Genomic DNA, 23179 nt, shown 5'->3' with positions numbered 1-23179 from the left:
CCTCCGTCTCCGGCGTCTCGCACTTCGTCTACGACGACGAACAGTCCTGCATCGAGGAAGTCCGCTACCTCCTGTCGCTGCTGCCGCAGAACAACCGCGAGATGCCGCCCTCCGCCGCCAACGACGACCCCGTCGAGCGCCGCAACGACTCCCTGCTCGACCTCGTCCCCGCCGACGGCAACCGCCCCTACGACATGCGCAAGGTCATCGAGGAGATCGTCGACCACGGCGAGTACCTGGAAGTCCACGAACGCTGGGCCACCAACGTGATCTGCGCCCTGGCCCGCATCGACGGCCACGTGGTCGGCATCATCGCCAACCAGCCGCAGTCACTGGCCGGCGTCCTGGACATCAACGCCTCCGAGAAGTCCGCGCGCTTCGTCCAGATGTGCGACGCGTTCAACATCCCGCTGGTCACCATGCTCGACGTACCCGGCTTCCTGCCCGGCGTCGACCAGGAACACGACGGCATCATCCGACACGGCGCCAAACTGCTGTACGCCTACTGCAACGCCACCGTCCCGCGCATCCAGCTCATCCTGCGCAAGGCCTACGGCGGCGCGTACATCGTGATGGACTCCCGCTCCATCGGCGCCGACCTCTCCTTCGCCTGGCCCACCAACGAGATCGCCGTGATGGGCGCCGAAGGCGCCGCCAACGTCATCTTCCGCCGCGACATCAACGGGGCCCAGGACCCGGAAGCCATGCGCGCCCAGAAGATCAAGGAATACAAGAGCGAACTGATGCACCCCTACTACGCGGCCGAACGCGGCCTCGTCGACGACGTCATCGACCCGGCCGAGACCCGCGCCGTACTCGCCTCCTCACTCGCCATGCTCCGCACCAAGCACGCCGACCTGCCCAGCCGCAAGCACGGCAACCCGCCGATGTAACGAGCGGTCAAGCGCGCCGAAACCTTTCAGAATCAAGCTTGGGGGAGAACAGGAACCATGAGCGAACCTCTCGTCCGCGTCGTCCGCGGCTCGCTGAACGCCGAGGAACTGGCCGCGCTGACCGCGGTCCTGGCCGCCCGCGCCGCGGTGGCCGCCGCCACCGCCGCCGCCCCGTCCGTCGAGCCGATCGCCACCTGGTCGCGCGTCGAGCGCCGCCCGGCCTACTTCTCCCCGGTCAGCTGGCAGCAGGCCGCCTGAGGCACCACGAGGGGCCCGGCGGACCGGCGGGACGCACCCGCCCGGTCCGCCGGGCCCCTCGCCGTCGCTACGCGGCCGCCAGCGCGGGCGGGCGGCCGGCGTGCATGGTGGTCAGGTTGGCCGCCAGCCGCTGCGGGTCCTGGGCGAGCCAGAGCCGGACGGCGGCCCCCAGCATGATGCAGGAGGAGCCGAGCCGGACGCCGGTGGACTGGGCGATCCGGGCGGTGGCGATGGTGAGCAGGTCGGCCAGCTCGGTGGGGAGCCAGACGGTGAGCGCGCAGGGCGCCGGGGTGGTGATGGCGGCGAGCAGCCGGTAGGCGTCCGCCGCGCAGTGCAGCGTGGGCAGGACGTCCAGCAGCCCGTCGGCGACGACTTCGGAGACGTCGCTGTGATGGCCCTGGGCGAGCCGTCGCAGCAGCGTGCGTTCCGCTGCGGTGATTCGGACGGTCATGATGACCTCGTCGCACTCCATGGTGCGGCCCTCCTCGCGGCTTTGTGGTGCGTGGGTTGGGGGTGGGGCGGACGGGCGTCAGACGCCGGCGTAGGAGTGCTTGCCGGTGATGAAGATGTTGACGCCGTAGAAGTTGAACAGCCAGCAGGCGAAGGCGAGCAGGGCCAGGTAGGCGGCCTTGCGCCCGCGCCAGCCGGCGGTGGCCCGGGCGTGCAGGTAGGCGGCGTAGGCGACCCAGGTGATGAACGACCAGGTCTCCTTCGGGTCCCACTCCCAGTACTTGCCCCAGGCGGCCTCGGCCCAGATCGCGCCCGCGATGATGGTGAACGTCCAGAGCGGGAAGATCACCGCGTTGATCCGGTAGGAGAGCTTGTCCAGGGTGCCGGAGGCGGGCAGCCGCTCCATCAGGCTGGCGGCGCGGACGGTGAGGCCGGCCGCGACCCGGTGCTCGTAGCGGTCCTTGAGCAGGTAGGTGGCGGTGGCGACGAACGCGGCGAAGAACGCGCCGCCGCAGATCGTCGCGGTGGAGACGTGGATGCCGAGCCAGTAGGAGTGCAGGGCGGGGACGAGCTGCTCGGAGTCGGTGTAGAGCACGCTGACCGCGATGCCCAGGATCAGCAGCGCGACGACGGTCACCGGCAGGCCGAGCCAGCGGACGTTCTTCCCGGCGACGAGCAGGATGACGTACGCGCCGACCATCATCAGGGCGAAGGCGCACGAGAACTCGTACATGTTGCCCCACGGCCAGCGCATCACGGACAGGCCGCGGGTGATCACGCTGCCGGCGTGCAGGAGCAGGCCGAGGACGGTCAGCGAGACCGCGATCCGGCCGGCCAGGTCGGCCTTCTCGCTGGTGCCGGCCGGGCCGGTGCCGTCGGCGGGGGCGTCGTCGCCGCGGCCGCTGGTGACCGTGGTGGCGCCGGCGTCGGCGAGGGCGGTGCGGGTGAGGGTGGTGGTGCCCCCGCCCTGGGCGGCGACCGTGACGGTGACCTTGCGCACACCCTTGGCCGCGTCCGCGGCGTCGGCGACCGTCTCGGCGAGGGTGCTCTGCTGCGCGGAGCGGACGGCGACGCCGCCCTTGGCGCCGAACGTCCACTCGAAGATCTGGGCGAACATGGCCAGGGTGTAGACCGTCATCGCCGAGTAGATGAGGTAGTTGGAGAGGTTGGCCAACTGGGTGTCGACCTGCGCGAGCAGCACCGTCTACTCCTTGGTTTCCGGGGCGGTGGGAACGGCAGCGGCCGGGGAGTCGGCTGCGGCGGGTGCGTCGTCTTCGGGGCGGTCGGGGCTGTCCGGGCGGTCGGGACGGTCGGGACGGTCGGAGCGGTCCTGGCGGTCGGGGTCGGCCGGGTCGGCCGGGTCGGCCGGTCGGGTCGGTTCGTCGGTCGCCGGGGCGTCCTCCTGGAGGTCGACGGCGAGTTCGGCGAGCTCCTCCGCGGTGCGGGCGGACTCGCTGCGGCCCAGCCCGGCGACCTCGACCAGGGTGCGGCCGTCGGCGCCGGCGGTGGCCCGGACCCAGATCCGGCGGCGCTGGACGAACAGCGAGCCGATCAGGCCGAGGATCGCGCCGACCGCGCCGAGCAGCGCGAGCGTGTTGCCGGGGCGGTGCGAGACGGTGAAGTTGGCCCACTGCTGGTAGCCGTCGAAGGTCAGGGTGCCGTAGCCGTCGGGCAGTTGCCAGCCCTCGCCGACCTTGAGGATCGCGGTGGCGGGCGCGCCGTTGACCTGGAGCTGGGTCATCGCCTTGTCGTCGAGCTCGTACACGTTCTGCGGCAGGCCGCTGTCGGTGCGCAGGTCGCCGGCGTAGACGTTGAGCACCAGGCGGGGGTCGGCGGCGGCCGGGAAGACCGAGACCGGGCCGGTGCCGGTGAAGTCGGCCGCCGCGGTGGGCAGGAAGAAGCCCTTGAAGGCGAGCTGGGTCTTGTCGCCCCGGGCGTCGGTGCCGTAGTCGTTGACCTTGATCACGCCGGGCGAGGTGACGTTGGAGTCCCGGGGCAGGAACGGCGTCGGGCCGCGGTAGACGACCTCGTCCTTCGCGTTCCGGACGGTGACCACCGGGGCGAAGCCGTGCGCGGTCAGGAAGACCTTGGAACCGCCCACCTCCAGCGGGTGGTTGACCTCGATCCGGGCGTTCTTCTGCTTGCTGGAGTCGGTGCCGTCCCAGTAGCGGACGTTGGCGACGAACTCCTTGGCGGTGCCGGCCGCCGGGCCCTGGGTCTGGTAGTCAGCGGTGAAGCCGTCCAGCTTGAAGCCGAAGGCGTCCAGGTCGTCGACGCCGTAGAACGCCGAGCCGGTGAAGTCGTCGAGCTGGGTGGTGGTGTTGGAGTAGCCCTGGCCCTCCAGCACGATCTTGGTGCCGGAGCCGCTGAACAGGCTGGCCCAGGCGAAACCGGCCAGCAGGGCGAACAGCGCGAAGTGGAACAGCAGGTTGCCGACCTCGCGCAGGTAGCCCTTCTCGGCGGCCACCGAGCCGGGGCCGGCGGCGGCCCGGAAGCCGCGCTTGCGCAGCAGCCGGTGCGCGGCGGCGTTGACCGCCGCCGGGGCGGCGTCGGTGTGCCAGGCCGCGTAGACCGGCATCCGGGTCAGGTTGCGCGGGGCGGCGGGCGGCTGGGCCCGCAGCACGCCGACGAACTGCCAGGTGCGCGGCAGGATGCAGCCGGCCAGCGAGACGAACAGCAGGATGTAGATCGCGGAGAACCACACCGAGCTGTACACGTCGAACAGTTGGAGCTTCTCGTAGAGCGGGGTGATGCCCTTGTGGGCGTTCTTCCACTCCGCGACCTTGAACGCGTTGGTGTTCTGCGGCACCAGCGAGCCGGGGATGGCCGCCAGCGAGAGCAGGAACAGCAGCAGCAGGGCGACCCGCATCGAGGTCAGCTGGCGCCAGAACCAGCGCAGCCAGCCGAGCACGCCCATGCCGACCGGGGCGGTGTCGCTCTCCTCGGGCGCGGTGCTGAGCCGTTCGACGTCGGTTTCGTCCGCGGCGTCGGCCGGCTGGGGGCTGGTCTTGGTGTCGCTCACGGTCAGATTCCGATCGAGAAGTCCTGGGTGAGGGACTGGAGCTGGCTGACCAGCGCGTCCCACACCCCTGTCACCAGGGCCAGGCCGACCAGGACGAGCATGCCGCCGCCGATCCGCATCACCCACTGGTAGTGCCGCTTGACCCAGCCGAAGGCACCCAGTGCCTTGCGGAACGCCAGGGCGGCCAGCACGAACGGTACGCCGAGGCCGAGGCAGTAGACGGCCATCAGCAGCGCGCCGCGCCCGGCGTCGGCGTCGGCCTGGCTGAAGGCCAGCGCCTGGATGGCGCCCATGGTCGGGCCGATGCACGGCGTCCAGCCGAGGCCGAACACCACGCCGAGCAGCGGGGCGCCGGCCAGGCCGATCGCCGGGCGGCGGTGCGAGCGCAGTTCGCGCATGGTGAAGCCGGGCAGCAGGCCCATGAAGGCCAGGCCCATCAGCACGGTGAGCGCGCCCATCACGATCGAGATGACCCGGCGGTGCTCCTGCAGGCTGTGGCCGAAGGAGCCGAACAGCGCGCCGCCGGAGACGAACACCGCGGCGAAGCCGAGCACGAACAGCAGCGAGCCCCCCAGCATCCGGCCGCGCCGGGCGCCCCGGGCGTCGGAGAGGTCGGCGGCGGAGAAGCCGGTGACGTAGCTGAGGTAGCCGGGCACCAGCGGCAGCACGCACGGCGAGAAGAACGAGACCAGCCCGGCGGCCAGCGCGATCGGCAGCGCGAGCACCAGCGCACCGCTGCCGACCGTCTCGTTGTACCCGACGCCCTCCGCCGCCAGCAGGACGCTCACTTCGACTCCGCCAGCACCGGGTCGACCATCTTCTGCAGGTCCTCGGCGGACATCGCGCGCATCGCCCGGGCGGCCAGCCGCCCGTCCCGGTCGACCACGATGGTGGTCGGGATGGACTGCGGGTTGAGGCTGCCCTTGGGGAACTTGAGGATCTCGGCGCCGTCCGGGTCGTAGATGCTCGGGTAGGTCACCCCGAAGTTCTTCTCGAACGCGACGGCGTTGGCGGGGTCGGTGTCCCGGGTGTTGATGCCGAGGAACTGGACCTGGTCGCCGTACTTCTCGCTGGTCTCCTGGAGGCCCTTGGCCTCGGCCCGGCAGGGGCTGCACCAGGAGCCCCAGATGTTGAGGACGACCACCTTGCCGCGGTAGTCGGAGAGCTTGAGGGCGCCGCCGCCGTCCAGCGGGGTGCCGGTGACGTCGGGCGCGGCGACCCGCTTCGCGGGGGTGGCGGTGGCGATGCCGCCCTTGCCGGTGACGAAGCCGACTCCGCCGCCGCTGCTGCTGCCGGAGCTGGAGCACCCGGCGAGGGCCAGGGCGGTGGCCGCGCCGAGGGCGGCGGTGAGGCGGAGGCGGCGGCTGGACGTCCGTGACATGTGAAAAGTTTCGCATGGCTCTTCGGCCCGTTTTAGGGGGGTCCGGCCTTGTCGGCCGGACCCCCCGTGACCTGCGCATTCTCCGCTTATGATCGTCTTAATTCGGGCATATCGCCGACCGTCGCCGCTTACCTGCGGGAGGCGGGCGCGGGACGGGTGCGAGGCCGGCGCGGGCTACGCGCCGAAGCTCTTCCCGACCGGCTTGTCGCCCTTCTTGCCCCGGCCCACCAGGTGGGCCGGCAGCAGGTCCCGGGCCGGCTCGCGGTAGCCGATCGAGACGATCCGGTCGCCCTCGTAGGTGAAGCTGGTCAGCGAGGCCAGCGAGCACTGCCGGCGGCGCGGGTCGTGCCACAGCCGGCGGCGCTCCGCGAACGAGCGCAGGATCCAGATCGGCAGCTGGTGGCTGACGCACACCGCCTCGTGCCCGCGCGCGGCGTCCCGGGCCGCCGCGAGGGCGCCCATCATCCGGACCGCCTGGTCGATGTACGGCTCGCCCCAGGACGGCCGGAACGGGTTGGTCAGGTGCTTCCAGTACCCGGGGTTGCGCAGCGAGCCGTCGCCGACGCCGAAGGTCTTGCCCTCGAAGACGTTCTCCGCCTCGATCAGCCGCGGGTCGGCCGCCACCTGGAGGCCGTGCGCCTTGGCGATCGGCTCGGCGGTCTCCTGCGCCCGCTCCAGCGGCGAGGCCACCACGTATGTGACGTCCCGGTCCTTCAGGTGCTCGGCGACCCGCTCGGCCATCTCCCGGCCCAGGTCGGAGAGGTGGTAGTCGGGCAGGCGGCCGTAGAGCACGCCCTCCGGGTTGTGCACCTCGCCGTGCCGCATCACGTGGACGACGGTGATGTCCTTCTGGTCAGTCACTTGGGCTCCTCGGTGGCCTCGGCGGCGGCGCGGGCGGCCGCGGGCAGGGCGGCGGCGATCCGCTCGACCGCGCGCTCGTCGTGCGCGGCCGAGACGAACCAGGACTCGAAGGCCGACGGCGGCAGGTAGACGCCCTGGCTCAGCATCGAGTGGAAGAACGGGTTGAAGCGGAACGCCTGCTGGGCGCGCGCCTCGTCGTAGTTCGTGACCTGCTGCTCGGTGAAGAAGACCGAGAACATGTTGCCGGCGGTCTGCAGCCGGTGCGCCACGCCCTCCTTGGCGAGCGCCGCGGCGACCAGGCCGGAGACCTCGGCGGCGACCGCGTCGACCTTGGCGTACACCTCGTCGGTGCAGTGCCGCAGCTGGGTCAGGCCCGCGGCGGTGGCGACCGGGTTCCCGGAGAGCGTGCCCGCCTGGTAGACCGGGCCGGCCGGGGCGAGGTGCGCCATCACGTCGGCGCGACCGCCGAAGGCCGCGGCGGGGAAGCCGCCGCCCATCACCTTGCCGAAGGTCAGCAGGTCCGGCGCCCAGCCCTCCCGGGCGGCCTCCAGCCCGTACCAGCCGGCCTTGGAGACCCGGAAGCCGGTCATCACCTCGTCGGAGACGAACAGCGCGCCGTCGGCCCGGCAGAGCTCGGCCAGGCCGTGGTTGAAGCCGGGCAGCGGCGGGACGACGCCCATGTTGCCGGGCGAGGCCTCGGTGATCACGCAGGCGATCTCGCCGGGGTGGGCGGCGAACGCGGCGCGCACCGCGTCCAGGTCGTTGTACGGCAGCACGATGGTGTCGCCGGCCTGGGCGCCGGTCACGCCGGGGGTGTCGGGCAGGCCGAAGGTGGCGACGCCGGAGCCGGCCGCGGCCAGCAGGGCGTCCACGTGGCCGTGGTAGCAGCCGGCGAACTTGACCACCTTGGCGCGGCCGGTGAAGCCGCGGGCCAGCCGGATCGCCGACATGGTCGCCTCGGTGCCGCTGGAGACCAGCCGGACCTGCTCGACCGGGGCGATCCGGGAGACGATCTCCTCGGCCAGCTCCACCTCGCCCTGCCCGGGCGTCCCGAACGAGGTGCCGAGGGCCACCGCCCGCTGGACCGCCTCGACCACCGCCGGGTGGGCGTGGCCGAGCAGCATCGGTCCCCAGGAGCAGACCAGGTCCACGTACTCGCGGCCGTCGGCGTCGGTCAGGTACGGGCCGGTGCCGGACACCATGAAGCGGGGCGTGCCGCCGACCGCGCGGAAGGCCCGCACCGGCGAGTTGACCCCGCCGGGGGTGACGGCCAGGGCGCGGTCGAACAGCGACTGGGACTGGGGGGCTTCGTACGGGTAGCTCATCTGCTCGCTCATCCGTTGGGTGCTGGGAGCGGCCGGGAACCGCCCTTACCCGCACATGGTCTCAAATCGTGTCCTGGCGTTCTGCATGTCGGGCCCGATCATCTGGAACGATGATCCGTGTGCTGCTCCCCTCACCGGCTGTGCCGAAGGTAAGGTCGAGTGACGCGCGCTCGTGTAGCACGCCAAACAGACGGGTAAGGGGCATGTTCGGAGGGACACCGAGCGTGCGGGGGTCTGTCGATTCCGGCGAGTTCCGGTGAGGATGGTCCAGTGTCCGAGAGGCAGGACGGTTTCGACGAGGGCGCGGGCCACGGCCGCAGGCCCGGCGAGGCCGGCGGGGGTACGGGTACCGGCAGGGGAAGGAGGGGCGAGGGCAGAGTGGGGGTCACCTACAAGTACTTCGGCGCTCCGGACCGGGCGACCGCCGCCAGGGTTCCCACCGCCCTCGGCCCCGGCGGCCTCGGGCTCGACGCCGGAGAGCTCGGCGCCCTCGGCCGGCTCGGCGACCTGATGGAGACCAGCGGCTCCGTCAACGGCCACCTCTCCACCAAGATCAAGCCCGAGACCATGAGCGCGATGGTCCTCACCGGCATCCAGGGCGTCCCGCTGCACCACGTCCCCCCGCTCGAACTCGTCGTCCTGCACCCCGACTACGCGGTGGTCCAACTCCCGCACACCGTCGTGGAACCGCTCCGCAAGGCCGACGAGACCGAGCTCGGCGCCGCCGCCTTCATCTGGTCCACCGTCCCCGACCGCCGCGGTCCGCGGGACGCCTTCGTCATCTACCAGATGCTGCACGAGTGGCAGGACTTCGCCAGCCGCCTGCACGAGGCCGGCCACCAGCTCTACTGCCTGGTCTGGCCCTGACCCTCGGGGCACCGGCCGGCGGCCGACGCCGCGCACCGTCCCGATGACGCGGCGGGTCCGGACCGCCGGGCCGGGCGCTCCGGGGCGGTGAACTCCGTTGCGGTCAGCCGCAGTCGGGCCTCCCCGGCACCGCACACCGCCGGGCCGCCCCCGTTCGACCGGTGCTGCCGGGCGCCGCACCGGAACGGTGGACGGGCGCGGCGGTTTTCCACAGACCTGTGGACAACTGTTCGGGTTTTCCACCGGCGGCGGACGGGCCGGTCAGGCGTCGAAGTCGTACTCCAGGATGTAGGAGGCCGAGTCGAGCACCATCTCGTTGACCTCCACCGCCTGGCCGTCCTCGGCGAAGGCGATCCGGCGCACCAGGAAGACGGGGGTGCCGGGGGCCAGGGCCAGGCGTTCGGCCTCGTCGCCGGAGGGCATCCGGGAGCGGATCTGCTCCTGGAAGTGCACCGGCTTGTGGCCGAGTTCGGCGAGCCGGGCGTAGGTGCCGCCGGGGCCGGTGTCCGGGTCGGCGATCCGGGTGCCGGCGACCAGGGCGGCGGGGAGGTAGGAGTCGGAGACCAGCACCGGCTTGCCGTCCAGGACGAAGCGGCGGCTGCGCACGCAGGCCGGTTCGCCGCCCTTGAGGCCGAGCACGGCGGCGATCTGCTCGGGCGCCTCCCGCTCGGCGACGCTCAGCTGGTCCACCGTCAGTTCGCGGGCCGCTATGTCCGCCGACCAGACCGAGGCGCCGCCGCCCCAGGTGCGGCCGGACAGCCGCTGGATGCCGCGCCGCCTTATCGGCCGGAACTCCCGGACGAAGACGCCGACGCCGCGGCGGGCCTCCGCTATCCCCTCGCCCTGGAGCACCCCGAGCGCCTGACGGGCCGTCATCCTGGCCACGCCGTACGTCGCCATCAGGTCGTTCTCGCCGGGGAGCCGGTCGCCGGGGCGGTAGCGGCCGGTGTCGATCTCGCGCTTGAGGTCCTCGGCGATCCGCTGGTACTTGGGCTGCGTGACGCGCGGGTGACTGTTCATGGCGGCGGACTTCCTTCCCCTCTCTAGACATCCTACGCAGGGCCGGGTCCCTGACGCATTGACATCTCTAGAGATTTCAGCTTGTCTAGAGATGCTGGGATCTGACATACCCTCATATCGGCTGCCGAGTCTCCGCCCATCGGGCGAAACCGCGTGAGGAGCCCGCCATGTCCGTCCACCGTCGATGGTTCTCACTGCCCCGCGAGCCCGCCACCGTCGCCGCCGGACGCCGCCGGGTCCGCGACCTCCTCACCACCTGGAACACCCCGCTCGACGAGGACACCCGCCTCACCCTCGACCTCGTCACCTCCGAACTCCTCGGCAACGCCGTCCGCCACGCCACCGGCCCCGCCGTCACCGTCGGCGTGCACGCCGACCCGCTGCACCACCGCGCCGTCATCGAGGTCTACGACTCCTCCCCCGCCCTCCCCGGCCCCGCCGCCGGCCGCCCCGCCGACGACGCGGAGTCCGGCCGCGGCCTGCTGCTGATCGCCGAACTCGCCCTCGCGCACGGGGTGGTGCGCAAGCGCGGCGGCAAGTGGGTCTGGGCCGAGATCGCCCTCCCGGGCGCGGCCTCCCGCCCGGCCGGGGGCACCGCCGACGGCACGCCGCGCCCGGCGCCGCCCGGCAAGATCGCGCCCTGGGCGATGACCTGCCAGTGAACCCGGCGAGCCCGGCGAGCCCCGCAGGCCCGGTGCACCCGGTGGACGGGGCGTCAGGCCGTCAGCGCGCGGTGCAACTCCTCGGTGCCGCGGCCCAGTGACCGCGCCGCCAGCCAGGCCGCCGCGCCCGCGCCGTTCCCGGCGGGGCGGAGCGGGACGTCCGGCCAGCGGGCGGCGAGCAGCGGGCGGAGCCGGGCGGCCAGCGGGGTCGGGGTGCTGAGCAGTCCGCCGGCCAGCACGATCGGGAGGGCGCAACCGGGGGCGCGGAGCAGTCCGAGGGTGTCGAGCAGGTGGTCGGCGGCCCGGGCGACCAGGGCGAGGGCCGTCGGGTCGCCCGCCCCGGCCCGCTCCAGGACGACGGGGGCGAGCCGGGCCAGCCGGGTCGGGGCCTGCCCGTGGACGGCGGTGATCAGCGCCGAACGGAGGTCGTCGCCCGGGCCCGAGCCGTCCCGGCCTTCCGCGCGGTCCGAGCGGTCCGAGCGGTCCGGGCCGTCCGGGCCGTCCGGGCCGTCCAGGCCGTCCGGGCCGGTCAGCTCCCCGGCGACCGCCGCGGCCAGGCCGGTGAGCGGCTCGTCCCGGTCGAGGGCGGTCAGGGTGGCGGAGACGGCCTCGCGGCCGAGCCAGACGCCCGAGCCCCGGTCGCCCAGCAGCCAGCCGTGCCCGTCCGCGGTGCGGGTCAGCTCGTGGCCGCGGACCTCGGCGGCCATCCCGCCCGTCCCGCTGAGCACCACGTGGCCGTCCGGCGCGGAGGTGCCCGCGGCGTGCGCCAGCAGGACGTCGCTGACCAGCACGGGGTGCGCGCCCAGCCCGAGCGCGTCCCACAGCCCGCCGAACGCGGGCCGCGCCACCAGCCCGCCCGCCAGCCCCAGCACCCCGGCCGCCACCCGCGCCGGGTCCAGCCCGGCCAGCGCGGCCCGCACGGTGTCCCCGATCTCCTTCGCCGCGGCCTCCGCACCGTGCGCGACCGGGTTCCCCCCGGCCCCGCGGGCGGCCCCCAGCACCCGCCCGTCCAGGTCGGCGACCAGCACCCGGGTACTGGTGCCCCCGACGTCCAACCCCAACACCAGCCGCGCACCGGCCACCGCGCACCTCCAGGCAGATCGACGGCTCACATGCTCCCACCCGCGGCCCGGCCGCGTTCCCGGCCCCCGGGGGCGGGCAATCCGGTTGACCCGGCAGCCAGGATGAAGGGATGGAGGAGACACCGAAGAGGCAGGTCAGGGCCCGCTACGACGAGGAGACGGTGACGGTCTACCAGGCGTTCCGGCCGGAGATCGCGGAGCCCGCCGCCGCGGCGGGGCGGTTCCCGGCGGCGTTCGAGACCGGGCGGATGACGTGGGTGAAGCCGTCGTTCCGCTGGCTGCTGCACCGCAGCGACTGGGCTCGCGCCGGGGGCCAGGAGCGGGTGCTGGGGGTGGTGATCCGCCGGGAGGGGTTCGACGCCGCGCTGGCGGCGGCGGTGCTGAGCTCGTACCGGCGCGGGGTGCACGCCTCGAAGGCGCAGTGGCAGCGGGAGCTGCGGCGCGGCGCGGCCCGGGCGCAGTGGGACCCGGAGCGGGACCTGCGCCTACGGCCGCTGGACCACCGCTCGCTCCAGCTCGGGCTGGGCGGGGAGCTGGTGCGGCGGTACGTCGGGGAGTGGCTGGTGCGGATCGAGGACCTGACGCCGCTGGTCCGGGAGTTGCACGCGACGCGGGACGCGGGGCTGCTGCCGCCGGAGCGGCCGTACCCGGTGGCTCCGGGTACGGCCGTCCGGCTGGGGATGTCCTGAGGGGCCCGCTGCGGGACCGTCAGCCGTGCAGGTAGACGATGCCGAGCTTGGTGAGCTGCCAGTGCTGGGCGGCGGAGCCGTTGTCGGCGGCGAGCTGGACCAGGTGGTTGCCCTGGGCGTCGGTCTGGGTGGTGGCGGTGGCGAGCTTGGTCGGGTCCTGGGAGTCGGCGAGCTTGTAGCTGCCGTCGCCGACGGGCTGGAGCAGCCAGTGCTGGTTGCCGCCGCCGTTGCAGCGCCACTGCTCGATCTTGGCGCCGGGTGCGGTGGAGGCGCCGGCCACGTCGAGGCACATGTCGCGGTTGCCGCTGAAGTCGAGTTCGTAGGAGCCGCCGGCCTTGGCCTCGAACACGAAGGACTGGTTGAGCCCGCCGGTGGCCGGATAGGTGAGGGCGGTGCGGCCGTTGGTGGAGTCGCCGTAGCTGCCGCCGCCGGACAGGTCGAGCGCCCGGCCGTCGGACTGGTTGGTGAGCTGGTACCAGGCGCCGTCCTCGGGGGTGTCGGGGAACGGCTTGCCGGGCGTGAGCGGGGTGATCGAGGTGGTGTTCTGCTGGTTGAGCGAGCAGAACGCCTGGCCGAGCGCGGCCTGCTGGTAGAACTGCCGCAGGCAGGCGGCCTCGGCGGCGTACCCGGCGACCCGCAGGTGGTACGACTGGCGGACGTTGTTCATGCACAGGCCGGGGATGGAGATCGGGCTGTCGCAGCCGTTGCGGGTCTTCTCGGACAGGTCGATCACGTCGCCGTTGGTGTACTCGTACGGCGAGCTGGTCCACTCGGCGCAGACCTCGTGGCCGAAGGCGACCCGGCGCTGGTCGAGGTAGCGCACGCCGGGGACGCCGGCGGCGGCTTCGCGCAGGGCGTCGCTGAGGGTGGGCACCACCCAGTTGTGGCCCCAGGCGAGGTCCTCGGGGAAGGCCGGGCAGCCGTCGGCGACCTTGCCGGCGTAGTCGTTGCGCCGGATGTCGGGGGTGATCGGGTTGAAGTACGACTGGTAGACCAGCTGGTAGGAGTCGTCCGCGTAGCCGGCCGCCCGCATCGCGTCGCGGACGCTGGTGAGCGCGGCGGTCACCTTGGGCTTGACGCCGGCGGCGCGGCGGGTGATCTCGGCGCTGCCGATGGTGTCCCGGCAGCCCTGGGACTGCGGGATCGGGAAGTACTGGGCGAGGCAGTCCATCATGATGTTCGCGAACTCGAAGTCGTCGTTCGCGCCGATCGTGACGACCACCAGCTTGACGTCGTACTGGCGTGCGGTGGCGGCGAGTTGGACGTCCTGCTTGGGTTCGCCGAAGTCGCCGCTGCCGGGGCCGGTGATCTTCGCCAGCTCGGGGTCGCTGACCAGGTCGCCGGTCTGCGCGCCGGAGCAGGCCAGGTCGACCGGGGTGACGCCGGGCAGCTGGGTCACGAATATCTCGGACCTGGTGGAGCGGTGGCAGTAGTTGGTGGGGGTGTCGGTGCCGGGGACGTAGTCGTCGCCGGTGTCGGTGCCGGCGCCTTCGCCGGAGATCGCGCTGTCGCCGAGCGCGACGATCGCGGCGGGCTTGCCCGGGTTCCCGGACGCGGCACTGGCGTCGGCGGTGCCGAGCCCGGCGCCGAGGCCGAGGGCGGCGAGCAGCGCGGCGGTGGCGAGCAGTGCGGGTGGGCGGCGGCGGGCGGTCTTCCCGAGGAGTGACCTGGACACTCATGACTCCTTGCGAGGGTGGGGGATCGCCCGGCGGCTGCCGGGCGGCGCGGAGCACGGGGCCGGGCGGGGGCCCGGCGAACATGAGGCAGGCTCACATGCTAGGTACTGACAGGTAACACAACAAGACTCGCGACAGCATGACGGAGCGTCAGCGGACGTGCCCGGGTCCGCGCCCGGTACCGCGTCCGGCCCGCACCCGACACCGCACCCGGCGCCGCTCCAGGCGCGGACCCGGGCCCGGAAAAGCGGACGAGCCGCCGCCCGCACCCCGCCAGGAGGGTGTGGACGGCGGCTCGGCCGACGGGCCGTGCGTCAGCCGACGTTGGCGCAGGAGTTGCCGAACGCCGGGTTCAGGGCGCCGATAACGTCGATCGAGTTGCCGCACAGGTTGACCGGGATGTGCACCGGCACCTGGATCTCGTTGCCGGAGGCGACACCGGGGGAACCGGCGGCGACACCCTCGGCGCCGCTGCTCGCCATGGCGGAGCCCGCACCGGCGGCGACGATGCCCACGACAGCGGCGCCGACGGCGGCGGCCTTCTTGATGCTCATTGAGTCTCCTCGATAAATCAGATCTTCCAATTGCCGCGCCGGGGGCTGCCGAAGGAAGCACACGGGACGTGCACCAGGCCAACGAAGCCGCCCCGGGGCGGTTGCGGACGCCCCCGAACAATCACCCACTCGGCCTAATCCGCGCATTCGGGTGATCGGGGAATCCGCCCGTTTCCCCGGCCGCGTCGGCTCGTTCTTCCTCACGAACACCGCTCCACAGGCAGCCCCGTGCCGCCCTGGACGCGCCGCCAAACGACCGCCCCCAGCCGTGAGTGGGCAGCCGTCGGCGCACCCCGACGCGGCACGCGTCGCCCAAGCCACGGGCGACACGAGGGTGTTGGGCCGCGTGAGTGACATTCACGGCGCATCCGGAAAACCGCGGGTGATGATGCGATCGCCCGGCACCCGACCATCCACAGTCGGGCAGAACGTGAGGAAGAAAGCTATGCGCAACTTCAAGAAGGCCGCGGTCCTGTCCGTCGCCGCCGCCGGTATGGTCCTCGGCTCGGCCGGTCTGGCCAACGCCTCGGCCGGTGCCGAGGGCGTCGCCGCGGGCTCCCCCGGCGTGCTCTCCGGCAACCTGATCCAGGTCCCGGTCCACGTCCCGGTCAACGTCTGCGGCAACACCGTGAACGTGATCGGCCTGCTGAACCCGGCGTTCGGCAACTCCTGCGCCAACGTCGGCTGAACTGCCTGACGCAGCGCCCGCGCCGCACCGCACGACCCCGTGCGGTGCGGCGCACCAACTCCCTGTGTGATCTAGGAGATCAACCCCCATGCAGAACGTGAAGAAGGCCGCCGTCCTGTCGGCCGCCGCGGCCGGCCTGGTGCTCGGCTCGGCCGGTCTGGCCAACGCCTCGGCCGGTGCCGAGGGCGTCGCCGCCAACTCCCCCGGCGTGCTCTCCGGCAACGCCGTGCAGGTCCCGGTGCACGTCCCGGTGAACGTCTGCGGCAACTCGATCAACGTGATCGGCCTGCTGAACCCGGCGTTCGGCAACTCCTGCGCCAACGTGGACCTGCCGGCCGAGCACCACGAGCACCACGAGCCGCCGGTCGACGAAGACTGCTGACCAGCCCCCCGCTGATCGGCAACCCCGTGCAGACCGCCCCTCGGCCCAGCGGCCGGGGGGCCGCGCGCGTTTCCCCCGGAGCACCGCTCCACTCACCCCGAAGGATTGGCCGATGACCCGGAAGACCACCGGCGCCGTGGCCGCGCTCGGCGCCGCCGTGCTGCTCGGCGGCGTCACCGCCCAGGCCGCGCACGCCGAGACCGAACCGCTCGGCGGGCTGCCCGCGCCCACCACCCACCTGCAGAACACCGACGCCCAGCAGGCCCTCGGCAGCACCACCGGTGCGCTCGGCTACGCGGTCGCCCCGCTGAAGGAGCTGCGGCTCGACCCGTGGGCCGGGTCCGGCGCGGACGTGCTGAACAACGGCGTCGCGGTCGTCCCCGACAACGGCGTCGCCCCGGTCGGCACCGCCCCGCTCACCGCCCCGCTGTCCGGCGGCGGCGGCGCGAAGGACCTCCCGCTGGCCGGCCCGCTGCTCGGCGCGCTGCCGGGCTGAGCCGGTACGCCGAGCACCCGGCCCACCGACCGGCGCGGACGCCGACGGCCCGGACCCCCGACGGGGCCCGGGCCGTTCGCGTGCCGCCGGGTCAGACCCTGCTCTGGTCCAGCGCGCCGGTGAGGGTGCCCACCGGGTCGGCCTGGTTCATCATCTCGCCGGTGGTGGCGGTGGTGGTGGCGGCCAGGTTCCGCACCGAGTCGGTGACCGAGAGCTGGTCCTGCTCGCCGCCGAGCGAGGCGCTCGCCCCCGGGACGGCCTGCACCGGCGCGGTCACCAGGTGCGGGTCGACCTTGTCCAGGCTCAGCGCGGCGTCGGTGATCTGCCCGCCCTGCCCCTCGACGAAGGAGACCGGCTGTCCCAGGCCCAGCGCCGGGCCGGCCAGGTTGAGCGGGGCGGCCGGGGCGTCCAGGCCGAGGGTGCCCAGCTCGGCGCCGCGGTCGGCCTCGGGCAGCGGCAGCGCCGCGGCCAGCGAGGGGCCCTCCTTGCCGCCGGCGATCGACGGCAGCACCTGGTCCGGGACCGGGTGGGTGCTGCTCTGGCCGTTGTCGGTGGAGGCCGACAGCGGCGAGGCCGGGATCGCGCCGTGGATCCCGCCGCCGTCCGGCAGCAGCGGGAGCGGGGTGGCGGCCGTGCTGAGCGGGATGCTGAACGGCACCTCCTGGCCGGCCGTGGCGTTCTCGATCGCGGCCACCTCGGCCGGGGTCTTCGGAGCCGCCTGGGCCACGCCCTGCGCCGCCGCCACGCCGGCGCCGACCGCCAGCAGCAGGGCGCCGGTCGCCCGCTTGGAGAGCTTCATGCTGTTCGCCGTTCGTTCGGGGAGTTCGGGAAATCGGTTCGAGTGCCCGGTGGGCACCCTGGCGAACGAGCCAGCTCCCCCGCGGATAGCGGGTGTTGACCGGAACGGCTGAATAGTCCGATCTCCGCATCGTCAACAATCCGACCGGCGCGCGGGTAAAACGGTGGCCAATGACGAATTTCCCGCCGACCCCGTAACTTTCCGTGCCGCCATTCTTTGATCCCGACGACGACGGGGCAGCACCCCTCGAACAGCATTTCAGAGAGGTATCTCCACCATGCTCAAGAAGACTTTCGCTACCGTCGGCCTGGCCGCCGCAGCGCTGGCCGCGGTGTCCACCCCCGCCGTCGCCATCGGCAACGCGGACGGTTCGGCCGGCTCGATCCAGGGCAACGGCGGCACCAACGCCACCGGCACCTGGGGCAACCACAGCCCGAACTTCCACTTCGCCGACAACCCGAACATCTGCCTCCCGGAGATCCACAACGTCGGCGTCGCCGTGCTCGGCGTGGCCGTCCCGGTCGAGGTCGACGCGCTCAACAACCAGCCCAAGCAGACCTGCGTGGTCGGCCAGGGCACCCTCGGCAGCGGCGACGGCGGCGTCTCCCACCTGGTCGGCTGACCCACCGTCGCTGCCCCCGGCGCGGAGCCCCACGCTCCGCGCGGCACGACCCGCCCGGTCCGCTCCCCCGGCCCGGCGGTCAGGACCCGGCGCGAGCCACGCGCCGGGCCGCTGCTCCACTCCATCAGATCCGAAAAGGAATAACCCAATGATCAAGAAGGCTCTCGCCGCCGCCGGCGTCGCCGCCGCCGGTCTCGCCACGATCGCCTCCCCGGCGATGGCCATCGGCGACGCGGACGGCGCCGCCACCTCCATCCAGGGCAGCGGCGGCACCAACGCCACCGGCACCTCGGGCAACCACAGCCCGAACTTCCACACCCTGGACAACCCGAACCTCTGCCTCCCCGAGGTGCACAACATCGCCGTCGCCGTCATCGGCGTCGCGGTGCCGATCGAGGCCGACGTCCTGGACAACAAGCCGGCGCAGACCTGCGTCGTCGGCCAGAACACCGTGGGCAGCGGCGACGGTGGCGTCAGCCACCTGATCGGCTGACCTTCCGGTCGTGGCCGACCGCCGGGTCCGGGGGAGCGATCCCGCGGGCCCGGCGGTTCCATGTCTCCGGCCGCTCCCGGAAACCCGGTCGTCCGCGGCGCGATCGGGTGATCGGAGCGCCGGTGGGCGCGTGCAGCGCCGCTCCAGCCGCACCGCTGTGTTCCCGTAGAAATCCACTCCCCCGACGCAGAGAGGAACCTCCCATGAAGAGCAAGCTGGGCAAGGTCGTCGTCACCTCGGTCGCCGCCCTGGCGCTGGCCGGTATCGCCGCCCCCGCGTACGCGCACGTCGCCGTCGGCGGCGGCCACGAGGGCGTGGCCAGCGCCGACGAGCCCTTCGTCGCCGGCCACTGGGCGGGCTTCGCCGAGACCTCCCACATCTTCACCGCGGGCGGCGGCTACGGCTGGGCCACCTCCACCGCCGTCGGCGGCGGCGAAGGCGGCATCGTCGCCATCCACTGACCCCGCGTCAGCACCCCTGGGCGCGGCGGCCGTTCACGGCCGCCGCGCCCTTCGGCGTCCCCGCCCTTCGGCGTCCCCGCCCTCCGTCGTCCCCGCCCTCCGTCGTCCGCGCCGCCGGCGCCCCGCCGGATACTCCGTTGTCCCGGTCGGCGCCGCGCGGAAGACTGGCCGACCGGCCCGCCCGGGCCGGATGCGGAGGGGGGAGACGGCCGTGGAGAAGATTCCGACGCTGTTCGAGCGGGACGGCGCCTTCCGGGTGGTGGACCGCCCGCGCGCCGAGTGCGCCTGGGTGTTCGCCGGGGAGGGCGCGGCGACCGAGAAGCTGGACGGCACGAACGTCCGGCTGACCGTCCGCTCCGGACAGTTGGTGCGGGTGGAGAAGCGCCGCAACCCGAGCGCCGCGCAGAAGCGGGCGGGCGTCGTCGACGGCTGGTACGCCGAGACCGCCGAGGACGCCCCCGAGGACCGCTGGATCCTGGCCGCCGCCCGGGGCACCGACGTGCGCGGCTGGCCGGACGGCGCGCACCCGTGCGAGGCGCTCGGCCCGCGGATCCAGGGCAACCCGCTGGAGCTGGACGGGCACCTGTGCCTGCCGTTCGACCGGGAGGCGCCGGTGTACGAGGGGGCGCCGCGCGACTACGCGGGGCTGCGGGCGTACCTGGCGGGGCTGGAGAGCCGGTTCGCGCCGGGCGCGCTCGCCGAGGGCATCGTCTTCCACCACCCGGACGGGCGGCGCGCCAAGATCAAGCGGAAGGACTTCCCGGGGTCCGCCTGAGCCGGGCGCGCCCGGCGCGCGGCCGGAGTCGCGCGGCCGGAGTCGCGCGGCCGGGTCAGCCCAGCATCCGGGCGGCCTCGACCGCCCAGTAGGTGAGGATCTGCTCGGCACCGGCCCGGCGGATCGAGGTGAGGGTCTCCAGGACGGTCCGCTCGCGGTCGATCCAGCCGTTGGCCGCGGCGGCCTCGACCATCGCGTACTCGCCGGAGACCTGGTAGGCGGAGACCGGCACCGGGGAGGCGTCGGCGACCTGGCGCAGGACGTCCAGGTAGGCCATGGCGGGCTTGACCATCACCAGGTCGGCGCCCTCGGCGACGTCCTGCTCCAGCTCGCGCAGCGCCTCGCGGGCGTTGGCCGGGTCCTGCTGGTAGGTCTTGCGGTCGCCCTTGAGCGAGGAGCCGACGGCCTCCCGGAACGGGCCGAAGAACGCCGAGGCGTACTTGGCGGTGTAGGCGAGGATGCCGGTGTCCCGGTGGCCGGCCGCGTCCAGCGCCCTGCGGACCACCGCGACCTGGCCGTCCATCATCCCGGACGGGCCGACCAGGTGGACGCCCGCGTCGGCCTGGACCACGGCCATCTCGGCGTAGCGCTCCAGGGTGGCGTCGTTGTCGACCGAGCCGTCCTCGGCGAGCACGCCGCAGTGGCCGTGGTCGGTGTACTCGTCCAGGCACAGGTCGGACATCACGACCAGCCGGTCGCCGACCTCGGAGACCACGTCGCGGATGGCCAGTTGGAGGATGCCCTCGGGGTTGGTGCCCTCGGAGCCGACCGCGTCCTGCACCTCGGGGACGCCGAACAGCATGAGGCCGCCGATCCCGGCCTCGGCGGCCTCGACGGCGGCCCGGCGCAGGGTGTCCCGGGTGTGCTGGACGACGCCCGGCATCGAGGTGATCGGCTTCGGCTCGGTGATGCCCTCGCGGACGAACGCCGGGAGGATCAGCTCGGCCGGGTGCAGCCGGGTCTCGGCGACCAGGCGGCGCATCGCCGGGGTGGAGCGCAGTCGGCGCGGGCGGACGGACGGGAATTCGGCGGACACTTCGAAGGCTCCCTGAGTCACGGAAGGACGCGGCGGGGGGAGGCCGCGGCCTCCCCCCGCCGGAGGGTCAGCGCGCCTTGCGGCGCGAGCCGGGGCGGCGTTCGCTCGGCCGGTAGACCGGCTCGCCCGCCGCGGTGGCGGCGTCCCGGCGGGTGGCCCCGAAGTCGGCCAGCGCCTGGGCGAGCGCGGACGCGGACGGGGCCGGGGCCATCACGTCGACCCGCAGGCCGTGCTCCTCCGCCGTCTTGGCGGTGGCCGGGCCGATGCAGGCGATGACGGTCACGTTGTGCGGCTTGCCGGCGATGCCGACCAGGTTCCGGACGGTCGAGGACGAGGTGAACAGCACCGCGTCGAAGCCGCCGCCCTTGATCGCCTCCCGGGTCTCGGCTGGCGGCGGCGAGGCGCGCACCGTGCGGTACGCGGTGACGTCGTCGACCTCCCAGCCGAGCTCGACCAGGCCGGCCACCAGGGTCTCGGTGGCGATGTCGGCGCGCGGCAGCAGCACCCGGTCGATCGGGTCGAACACCGGGTCGTACGGCGGCCAGTCCTCCAGCAGCCCGGCCGCGGACTGCTCGCCGGAGGGCACCAGGTCGGGCTTGACGCCGAAGTCGACCAGCGCCTGGGCGGTGGTCTCGCCGACCGCCGCGACCTTGATCCCGGCGAACGCCCGGGCGTCCAGGCCGTACTCCTCGAACTTCTCCCGGACGGCCTTGACGGCGTTGACCGAGGTGAAGGCGATCCACTCGTAGCGGCCGGTGACCAGGCCCTTGATGGCCCGCTCCATCTGCTGCGGGGTGCGCGGCGGCTCGACCGCGATGGTCGGCACCTCCTGCGGCACCGCGCCGTACGAGCGCAGCTGGTCGGACAGGCCGTGGGCCTGCTCCTTGGTGCGCGGGACGAGGACGTTCCAGCCGAACAGCGGCTTGGTCTCGAACCAGGAGTGCGAGGCGCGGTGGGCGACCTGCTCGCCCACCACGGCTATCACCGAGGTCGCCGGGTCCACCGGGGCGGAGACCGGCGAGGGCAGCACCCGGGCGGCCTTCAGGTCGGCGGCGATGGCGGCCAGCGTGGAGGTGAAGGTGCGCTGCCGGGTGGTGGTGCCGGAGAGCGTGGCGGAGAGCGCCGCGTCGGGCTTGCGGCCGTGCGCCACCAGGGAGTTGGCGGTGGCGGGCAGCTGGCCCAGGGTGGTGCGCACCACCAGGGTGGTCTCCGGCGAGCCCAGGTCGACGACCTGGCCGGCCAGCAGCGCCTCGGCGTCCACGAAGCGGACGTCCGCGCCCTGGCCGCCGCGCAGCGGCACGCCCGCGTAGGCGGGCACGCCGACCGACTGGGCGACGCCGGGGACGACCTCGAAGGGCACGCCGGCCTGGGCGCAGCGCAGCATCTCCTGGGCGGCGCAGCCGTCCAGGCCGGGGTCGCCGTCGACGGTGCGGACCAGGTGGCGGCCGGCCCGGACCGCGTCGGCGGCCAGGTCGGCGAGCTCCCGGCCGGCGTCGGCCGGGTCGAGGACCTGGACGCCGCTCGGGCAGTGGGTGCGGACCGCGGCGGCGGTCAGCGGGTCGGCGACCAGGACGTCGGCGGTGCCGAGCACGTCGACGGCGCGCAGGGTGAGCAGTCCGGGGTCGCCGGGGCCGGCGCCGAGGAAGGTGCAGCGCCCTGCGGGCGGGTGGAATCCGGCGGCGGTCATCGGGCGCGCTCCCCCATCAGGTCGGCCGCTCCGGTGTCGAGCAGCCTGGTGGCCAGGGCGCGGCCCAGGGCCGCGGCCTGCTCCTCGGCGGTCTCGTCGGGGACGAGGGGGCCGTTGGCGGACATCTTGAGCAGTTCGGTGCCGTCGGTGGTGCCGACCACGCCGTCCAGGCGCAGTTCGGTGCCGGTCCAGCCGGCCAGTGCGGCGACCGGGGCGGAGCAGCCCGCCTCCAGGGTGGCCAGCAGGGCGCGCTCGGCGACCACGGCGGCCCGGGTGGGGCGGTGGTCGAGCCGGGCCAGCACGGCGGCCAGGGTCGGGTCGACGCACTCGACGGCGAGCGCGCCCTGCCCGGGGGCGGGGAGCATCAGCGCGGGGTCGAGGTGCTCGGTGATCTCGGCGGAGCGGCCGAGCCGGTTGAGTCCGGCGGTGGCCAGCACCACGGCGTCGAGTTGGCCGGAGGCGACGTAGCCGATCCGGGTGTCGACGTTGCCGCGGATCGGCACGGTCTCCAGGTCGGCGCCGCGGGCGCGGGCCCAGGCGTTCAGCTGGGCCATCCGGCGCGGGGAGCCGGTGCCGATCCGGACGGGGCGGCCGGCGCTCCCGCCGACCAGCCCGGCCAGGTCCAGGCCGTCGCGGGCGACCAGCGCGTCCCGGACGTCCTCGCGCTCGGGGACGGCGGCCAGCAGCAGCCCGGCGGGGGCGGCGGTGGGCAGGTCCTTGAGCGAGTGGACGGCCAGGTCGATCCGGCCCTCCAGCAGGGCGTCGCGCAGGGCCGAGACGAACACCCCGGTGCCGCCGATCTGGGCCAGCGACTCGCGGGAGACGTCCCCGTAGGTGGTGATCTCGACCAGTTCCACCCGGCGGCCGGTGATCGCGACCACCTCCTCCGCGACCATGCCCGACTGGGCCATGGCGAGGGCGCTGCGGCGGGTGCCGAGGCGCAGCGGCGTCACTGTCTCTGGACCATTCATGAGGTGATCGTCCTGGTCGTGCTGGGGGG

General features: G+C 73.6%; 27 protein-coding genes. 12 read left to right on the top strand and 15 right to left on the bottom strand.

Features of this window, described 5'->3' with window-relative positions:
- Window positions 1-893: acyl-CoA carboxylase subunit beta (locus K353_RS26215; protein ID WP_305000337.1), on the top strand; the 893-nt coding region annotated here is incomplete at its 5' end.
- A 57-nt stretch (window positions 894-950) separates the two neighbouring features.
- Window positions 951-1151, top strand: a complete 201-nt coding sequence (locus tag K353_RS26210; RefSeq protein ID WP_111555990.1) for an acyl-CoA carboxylase epsilon subunit — start codon at window positions 951-953, stop codon at window positions 1149-1151.
- A 67-nt stretch (window positions 1152-1218) separates the two neighbouring features.
- Here K353_RS26210 and K353_RS26205 read toward each other — a convergent pair whose 3' ends face one another.
- The 7 genes from K353_RS26205 to hemL form a co-directional block, all read right to left on the bottom strand.
- The gene (locus K353_RS26205) at window positions 1219-1623 is read right to left on the bottom strand and encodes a hypothetical protein (RefSeq protein ID WP_111555989.1); all 405 of its coding nucleotides are present in this window, start codon (window positions 1621-1623) and stop codon (window positions 1219-1221) included.
- 57 nt (window positions 1624-1680) lie between these two features.
- Complete coding sequence (ccsB, locus tag K353_RS26200; RefSeq protein WP_233533840.1) at window positions 1681-2802, bottom strand: c-type cytochrome biogenesis protein CcsB; 1122 nt, start codon at window positions 2800-2802, stop codon at window positions 1681-1683.
- Between the two features lie 3 nt (window positions 2803-2805).
- A complete protein-coding gene (locus tag K353_RS26195) occupies window positions 2806-4623 on the bottom strand; it encodes a cytochrome c biogenesis protein ResB (RefSeq protein ID WP_111555988.1) in 1818 nt (605 codons plus the stop codon).
- A 2-nt stretch (window positions 4624-4625) separates the two neighbouring features.
- Window positions 4626-5402, bottom strand: a complete 777-nt coding sequence (locus K353_RS26190) for a cytochrome c biogenesis CcdA family protein (RefSeq protein ID WP_370447658.1) — start codon at window positions 5400-5402, stop codon at window positions 4626-4628.
- 5 nt (window positions 5403-5407) lie between these two features.
- Window positions 5408-6004, bottom strand: a complete 597-nt coding sequence (locus tag K353_RS26185) for a TlpA disulfide reductase family protein (protein ID WP_111555986.1) — start codon at window positions 6002-6004, stop codon at window positions 5408-5410.
- A 174-nt stretch (window positions 6005-6178) separates the two neighbouring features.
- Window positions 6179-6829, bottom strand: coding sequence for a histidine phosphatase family protein (locus K353_RS26180; RefSeq protein WP_111556003.1), 651 nt, complete (start codon window positions 6827-6829; stop codon window positions 6179-6181).
- 32 nt (window positions 6830-6861) lie between these two features.
- Complete coding sequence (hemL, locus tag K353_RS26175) at window positions 6862-8190, bottom strand: glutamate-1-semialdehyde 2,1-aminomutase (protein ID WP_111555985.1); 1329 nt, start codon at window positions 8188-8190, stop codon at window positions 6862-6864.
- Window positions 8191-8568: 378 nt separating this feature from the next.
- Between hemL and K353_RS26170 the strand changes: the two genes are divergently transcribed.
- The gene (locus tag K353_RS26170; RefSeq protein ID WP_100837737.1) at window positions 8569-9057 is read left to right on the top strand and encodes a hypothetical protein; all 489 of its coding nucleotides are present in this window, start codon (window positions 8569-8571) and stop codon (window positions 9055-9057) included.
- Window positions 9058-9318: 261 nt separating this feature from the next.
- On the opposite strand, the gene K353_RS26165 is transcribed toward K353_RS26170, so the two are convergent.
- On the bottom strand, window positions 9319-10077 hold the full coding sequence (locus K353_RS26165; RefSeq protein ID WP_111555984.1) for a GntR family transcriptional regulator: 759 nt from the start codon (window positions 10075-10077) through the stop codon (window positions 9319-9321).
- Window positions 10078-10244: 167 nt separating this feature from the next.
- Between K353_RS26165 and K353_RS26160 the strand changes: the two genes are divergently transcribed.
- Entirely contained in the window at window positions 10245-10739 is a 495-nt protein-coding gene (locus K353_RS26160) for an ATP-binding protein (RefSeq protein WP_111555983.1), read from the top strand.
- Between the two features lie 53 nt (window positions 10740-10792).
- Here the strand turns inward: K353_RS26160 and K353_RS26155 are convergent, their stop codons facing one another.
- Window positions 10793-11821, bottom strand: coding sequence for an N-acetylglucosamine kinase (locus K353_RS26155; RefSeq protein ID WP_199528250.1), 1029 nt, complete (start codon window positions 11819-11821; stop codon window positions 10793-10795).
- Between the two features lie 110 nt (window positions 11822-11931).
- Between K353_RS26155 and K353_RS26150 the strand changes: the two genes are divergently transcribed.
- Window positions 11932-12510: a DUF4291 family protein gene (locus tag K353_RS26150; RefSeq protein WP_111555982.1), complete on the top strand. Its 579-nt coding sequence runs from the start codon at window positions 11932-11934 to the stop codon at window positions 12508-12510.
- A 19-nt stretch (window positions 12511-12529) separates the two neighbouring features.
- Here K353_RS26150 and K353_RS26145 read toward each other — a convergent pair whose 3' ends face one another.
- The gene (locus tag K353_RS26145) at window positions 12530-14185 is read right to left on the bottom strand and encodes an RICIN domain-containing protein (protein ID WP_233533839.1); all 1656 of its coding nucleotides are present in this window, start codon (window positions 14183-14185) and stop codon (window positions 12530-12532) included.
- Between the two features lie 315 nt (window positions 14186-14500).
- Window positions 14501-14740: a chaplin gene (locus K353_RS26140; protein ID WP_030457840.1), complete on the bottom strand. Its 240-nt coding sequence runs from the start codon at window positions 14738-14740 to the stop codon at window positions 14501-14503.
- 445 nt (window positions 14741-15185) lie between these two features.
- On the opposite strand from K353_RS26140, the gene K353_RS26135 reads away from it, so the two are divergent.
- The 3 genes from K353_RS26135 to K353_RS26125 all read left to right on the top strand — a co-directional run bounded on the left by K353_RS26135 (window position 15186) and on the right by K353_RS26125 (window position 16306).
- Window positions 15186-15428, top strand: a complete 243-nt coding sequence (locus K353_RS26135; RefSeq protein ID WP_100837733.1) for a chaplin — start codon at window positions 15186-15188, stop codon at window positions 15426-15428.
- Window positions 15429-15516: 88 nt separating this feature from the next.
- Entirely contained in the window at window positions 15517-15810 is a 294-nt protein-coding gene (locus K353_RS26130) for a chaplin (RefSeq protein WP_111555981.1), read from the top strand.
- Between the two features lie 112 nt (window positions 15811-15922).
- Window positions 15923-16306, top strand: coding sequence for a hypothetical protein (locus K353_RS26125; RefSeq protein WP_111555980.1), 384 nt, complete (start codon window positions 15923-15925; stop codon window positions 16304-16306).
- 91 nt (window positions 16307-16397) lie between these two features.
- Here the strand turns inward: K353_RS26125 and K353_RS26120 are convergent, their stop codons facing one another.
- The gene (locus K353_RS26120) at window positions 16398-17105 is read right to left on the bottom strand and encodes a hypothetical protein (RefSeq protein ID WP_111555979.1); all 708 of its coding nucleotides are present in this window, start codon (window positions 17103-17105) and stop codon (window positions 16398-16400) included.
- A gap of 277 nt (window positions 17106-17382) precedes the next feature.
- On the opposite strand from K353_RS26120, the gene K353_RS26115 reads away from it, so the two are divergent.
- From K353_RS26115 to K353_RS26100, 4 genes are all read left to right on the top strand, one after another.
- Window positions 17383-17727, top strand: a complete 345-nt coding sequence (locus K353_RS26115; RefSeq protein WP_111555978.1) for a rodlet layer protein — start codon at window positions 17383-17385, stop codon at window positions 17725-17727.
- Window positions 17728-17875: 148 nt separating this feature from the next.
- The gene (locus K353_RS26110) at window positions 17876-18220 is read left to right on the top strand and encodes a rodlet layer protein (protein ID WP_111555977.1); all 345 of its coding nucleotides are present in this window, start codon (window positions 17876-17878) and stop codon (window positions 18218-18220) included.
- 203 nt (window positions 18221-18423) lie between these two features.
- Window positions 18424-18681, top strand: coding sequence for a hypothetical protein (locus K353_RS26105; RefSeq protein WP_100837727.1), 258 nt, complete (start codon window positions 18424-18426; stop codon window positions 18679-18681).
- Window positions 18682-18892: 211 nt separating this feature from the next.
- Window positions 18893-19456: an RNA ligase family protein gene (locus K353_RS26100; RefSeq protein WP_111555976.1), complete on the top strand. Its 564-nt coding sequence runs from the start codon at window positions 18893-18895 to the stop codon at window positions 19454-19456.
- A 55-nt stretch (window positions 19457-19511) separates the two neighbouring features.
- Here K353_RS26100 and hemB read toward each other — a convergent pair whose 3' ends face one another.
- The 3 genes from hemB to hemC form a co-directional block, all read right to left on the bottom strand.
- On the bottom strand, window positions 19512-20492 hold the full coding sequence (gene hemB, locus K353_RS26095) for a porphobilinogen synthase (RefSeq protein ID WP_111555975.1): 981 nt from the start codon (window positions 20490-20492) through the stop codon (window positions 19512-19514).
- Window positions 20493-20559: 67 nt separating this feature from the next.
- Window positions 20560-22179: a uroporphyrinogen-III synthase gene (locus K353_RS26090; RefSeq protein ID WP_100837724.1), complete on the bottom strand. Its 1620-nt coding sequence runs from the start codon at window positions 22177-22179 to the stop codon at window positions 20560-20562.
- Window positions 22176-23150 (bottom strand): hydroxymethylbilane synthase, encoded by a 975-nt coding sequence (hemC, locus tag K353_RS26085; protein WP_111555974.1) that lies wholly within the window; start codon window positions 23148-23150, stop codon window positions 22176-22178. Before hemC ends, K353_RS26090 begins: the two co-directional genes overlap by 4 nt.
- Window positions 23151-23179 lie beyond the last annotated feature (29 nt).

Origin of the sequence: Kitasatospora sp. SolWspMP-SS2h, from assembly GCF_003259315.1 — a bacterium.
GTDB classification, from domain to species: Bacteria; Actinomycetota; Actinomycetes; order Streptomycetales; family Streptomycetaceae; genus Kitasatospora; species Kitasatospora fiedleri.
The sequence above is the reverse complement of the archived record's forward strand: the minus strand, read 5'-3'. Positions and strand labels throughout refer to the sequence as shown.